General features: G+C 71.2%; 4 protein-coding genes. All 4 read right to left on the bottom strand.

Annotated elements, in window-relative coordinates; all coding sequences use genetic code 11:
• Positions 1–107 precede the first annotated feature (107 nt).
• Entirely contained in the window at positions 108–359 is a 252-nt protein-coding gene (locus VB737_RS15360) for a carboxysome peptide B (protein WP_094586913.1), read from the bottom strand.
• Positions 359–673 (bottom strand): alpha-carboxysome shell vertex protein CsoS4, encoded by a 315-nt coding sequence (gene csoS4, locus VB737_RS15355; protein WP_500314241.1) that lies wholly within the window; start codon positions 671–673, stop codon positions 359–361. Before csoS4 ends, VB737_RS15360 begins: the two co-directional genes overlap by 1 nt.
• A 2-nt stretch (positions 674–675) precedes the next feature.
• Positions 676–2,214, bottom strand: coding sequence for a carboxysome shell carbonic anhydrase (locus tag VB737_RS15350; RefSeq protein ID WP_500314240.1), 1,539 nt, complete (start codon positions 2,212–2,214; stop codon positions 676–678).
• 7 nt (positions 2,215–2,221) lie between these two features.
• Positions 2,222–4,198, bottom strand: a 1,977-nt coding sequence (gene csoS2 / locus VB737_RS15345; RefSeq protein ID WP_500314238.1) for an alpha-carboxysome scaffolding protein CsoS2, incomplete at its 5' end; no start/stop codon positions are given.

The raw sequence follows: 4,198 nt of genomic DNA, 5'->3' as shown, positions 1-4,198 counted from the left end.
AGCCGGGGCCGGCGCAGGGGTGGCGGCGGGACCGGAGCGGGGGGTGCGGCTGGCCATGGGACGGGCGGGGGGGGGGGGAACGGGCGTGGAGGCGATGGGAGGGGCGCCTACCCGTCCGGCTCCCAGAAGTCGATGATGCCGCCGATGGTGAGATCGGTATGCGTTTCGGGGTTGCCGCAGGCGAAGCGGGCGGCCGAACCGCTGGCGGTGAAGACCCAGTTGCCGGGGGAGGCCCCGACCGGATCGACGGCGACGCTCAGCTTGCCCTTGGGACTGCGCAGCACCCGCAGGTTCCAGTGCTCAAGGCCTGGCACCCGCTGGGTGCAGACCAGGGAGCCGGTGACCTGCATGATCTCCATCAGGCCTGGCCTCCCTGCGGTGTGGGCGCGGCGCCAGGGGTGCTGCTCGGTGGCGGGGTGGCCTTGCCGGCGTCGGGATCCCAGTGGTCGATGATCCCCACGATCGTGAGGTCGCTGGGATAGGACTTGCTGCCCGCCGCTTCGCGGGCGGCGGAGCTGCCCACGCAGATCACCCAGTCGCCCGGGATGCAGCCCACCGCGTCGACGGCCACCTTCTGGGTACTGCCGTCCTGCACGACCTGCAGGTGCTTGTGCTCGAAATCGGGGATGCGGTTGGTCGAGACCAGGGGCTTGACCACCTTGCAGATCAACATGGTCAGTGCCCTCCTGCGGTGGTGAGGCTGATCGTGGAACCTACCGCCTCGGCGGGTGTGTGGCGCTCCTGATCACGCACGGTCAGCAGGGCGTGGAGCAGGCCCTGGGCGAAAAGGTCGGGGTAACGGTTCTCGATCGCCTCCTGCACCCGCTGGGCATGGCGCACGGCCCGCTCCCGGGCGCCGGGCACCTTGCCGTTGTAGTCGAAGCGCACCACCACCGGCACCGGCAGGCCCCGGGACACGTTGAGGCCCTTGAAGATCTTCACGCCCACGTCCATGTCGGGGGCACCCTCCTCGACCGTGTCCATGTAGGCGAAGTAGGTGAGGTTGCGCAGGTGGATCTCCTTGAAGCCGATGCCGACGCCGATGAACCGCTCGGCATGGCCCGCATCGGCGTAGCGGCCGTCGTGGTACTGGCGCACGTAGTCGATCTGGGAGATGTTGTGCTCCAGCAGCCTCGCGATCAGGCGCACCATGCCGGGATCGGGGGCGGAGGCCGCCGCCGCCTCGGTCAACTCGGCGATCCGGCGCCGGGCCTCCTCGGGATGCAGGTGACGGGTGGCCTCGTAGACCGTGGCGGCATCGAGCCACTGATCCAGGCGCGTGCTGCCGTCCATGCCCGGCACGTGGACCCGGATGGCGTCGGTGTCGGTGTCGATGCCCAGCAGCAGCAGGTCGACGGAGGCACCGCAGCAGAAGCTGTTCTCCACGGCCTGCTGGAAGTCCATCAGCCGCGCTCGGCCGCAGCTGGCCGCCAGGGCGTCGTCACTGCCGTGGGCGGCGCAGCCTTCGTGGGTCGGGTCGACGGAACTGAAGTGATACAGCACCACCTTCAGGTAACGGGTGTCCTCGTGGGGGGGGTTGGGGACGCCCTCCCGGTAGCGGCGGTGTTCGGTCTTGACCCAGCGGTTGACCGTGTTCTCGACGTCGAACAGGGCCCCGGCATGGGGACGGCGCCGCACCGAGCTGAAGGGCAGCCGCAGGGCGAAGGCGATGGCATGGGCCAGGCGACCATCGGCGCAGGGGGTCACATCCAGCAGGTGGAAGCCGCAGGAGAGCAGGAAGGCGTTGAAGTCCTCGGCCGCAGCGCTGCCGGGCTGACCGTGCAGCGGATCGTCGCGGAAGAAGCCGTCGCTGGTCTGTTCGTAGGTCTCGAAGACGCACCAGGCGAACAGGCTGCGCATGTCGAGCTGGCTGACCCAGGCCTTCTCCAGGATCGGCAGGGGCAGGCTGAAGCCCAGCTCCGCCTGGGCCAGGGCCTGGGCCCGCTCGACGAAGTCATCCTCGTGCTGCAGGGCGGAGAGCCGCTTGAGCACGGGCACGATCCGGTCGAAGGCGTCCTTGACGCCGCGGTCATAGCTCTCCAGGGCGGCGTTGGCCGCGTGGTCGGTGAGCGGATGGGCGCTGCCTGTGGCCCCCTGGCCGAGCCGCACCGCCGCCAGGCGCCGGGAGAGATCGGCGCCGGAGGGGGCATCGGGACGGCGCCGGGGGGCTCTCGGAGCGAGGGGACGGATCGTGGGGGCCGGGCGGCGGGGCATCAGGGGTTCAGCCGCGGGCTCCGCCGGAGACCGTGATCAGGGAGCCGGCGCTGGTGCTGCCGCTGGATCCGGTGATCTTGTTGGTGGGCTCGGGCAGGGTCTCGTTGCGTTTGTTCTGGAAGCCGGGCATGGCCGACATCGGGCCGACACGGCTGGGGTTGCGGCGGCGGGCCGAGGCCCCTTCGGTGCCGGTGACGTGCTTGCCCCGGTCCCAGTCGTCGCCGGTGATGTTGAGGCCGGCGGAGATGCCCTCGCCGGTGACCCGGGAGGTGGGACGGGCGTCCTCATCCACGGTCACCGGAGCTGCCGCCGCCGGCTGGCGGAGGCGCACCCGCTCCTGGCCGGGACGGTCGAAGCGGAACTGCTCGGTGCCGGTCACCTTGTCGGCGGCCATGTCGAAGGGGCCGGTGATGCGGTTGCCCTGCTCGTAGCTGTTGCCGGTGACGCCACCGGGGCGCTGGCGGGCGCTCTGGGCAGCACGGGCCGGGGACTGGACGCTGAACTGCTGCCAGGGCTGGGCGGTCAGGGGCTGGGGAAAATCGGCGTCCAGGCTGGTGGCGGCCCCGCAGGCCTCGTTGAGCTGGTCACCGCCGATGTAGGGGGTGCCGGTGATGTCCCCGCAGGCGCCGCGCTCGGCGCCGGTCATGACGCCGCCGATGCCGGGCTGAATCCCGGTCATCACGGTGCCCATGCGAACGGGGGTGCGCTGGCGGATCTCGCTCAGGCGGTCGGAGGAGCACCAGGCGCCGGCCTGCTCCATGCCGGCGTAAGGGGTGCCGGTGACCGCCTTGCAGGTGCCGGGCTCATCACCGGTGACCTTCTCGGAACGGCCGGTGCGGGTGCCGCTCACCACCATCGCCTTGTTGGTGACACTGAAGCCCACCTTGGGGGCTTCCGGAGCCGGTTTGGTGCCGCAGAACTGTTCGTACTGCTGGGTGCCGATGTATTCGTCGCCGGTGACCAGGCGGCAGGAACCCGGTTCGTCGCCGGTGACGTGTTCGCTGCGGCCCACATGGGTGCCGGTGATGCCGGTGCCGCGGAGGGTGTGCAGGCTGCTGACCTTGGTGGGGGCGCGGCCGGGGGCCGTGGATTCGGCGCCGATGTACTGGTCACCGGTGAGCCGACGGCCGGAGCCGGGCTCGTCGCCGGTGACCTTTTCGCTGCGGCCCACCAGCACGCCACTCACGGGCTGGCCGCCCAGGGTCTGGCTGCGGCCCACCTTGCGCACGGAGGGGTTCACGCCGCCGCACCACTGGGCCGACTGGTTGGCGGAGATGTACTCGGTGCCGGTGACGTTCTTGCAGGTGCCGGGTTCATCGCCGGTGACCTTTTCGCTGCGCCCCACCTCGTTTCCGGTGACCCGGTTGCCGTGGCTGGTGTCGGTGACCCGGACCTTGGCCGGCTGGATCGGGGTGGAGGGCTGGGTGCCGCAGAAGGTCTGGAACACCTCGGCACCGAGGTACTCGGTGCCGGTGATGGTGCGGCAGGTGGCCGCCTCGTTGCCGGTGGTCCTGGGGGAACGGTTGGCCTGGGTGCCGGTGACGGTCTGGCCGGAGAGGGTCTGGCTGGCGCCCACCTTCCAGTGGGCATCGGCGGCGGCATCGATCTTGGCCTGGCCGCGGCGGGGGCCGGTGGGGCGGGAGCCGCCGCTGCGGGAGCTGCCGGCGGAGCCCACCTTGCACTTGAGCTCACGCACCTTCTGAGCCAGCTCGCGGCTGCTCATGTCGGGGTTGGACTGGCGGGCCACCGAGGCGGCGACGGAGCTGGTGGGGGCGCTGGCGGACTTGCCCCGTTTGGAGAGGGCTTCGCGGCGGGCCATGACGATGGCCCGGCTGGGGTTGTGCTGGGCGGTGCGCTTGACGCCGTTGCGGCGATCGCCATTGCCGTTGCGGGCACTGCGGTTGGCCAGCGACGCGCCCAGGCCGGAGGACGCCGGGGCGGTGGAGGTGGCGGTGGCGGTGGCGGTGGCCGGCTTGGCGACCAC

It is taken from the genome of Synechococcus sp. BA-120 BA3, from assembly GCF_034931285.1.
In the GTDB taxonomy this organism is placed as follows: Bacteria; Cyanobacteriota; Cyanobacteriia; order PCC-6307; family Cyanobiaceae; genus Cyanobium.
This window is presented reverse-complemented; position numbering and strand designations above follow the sequence as displayed.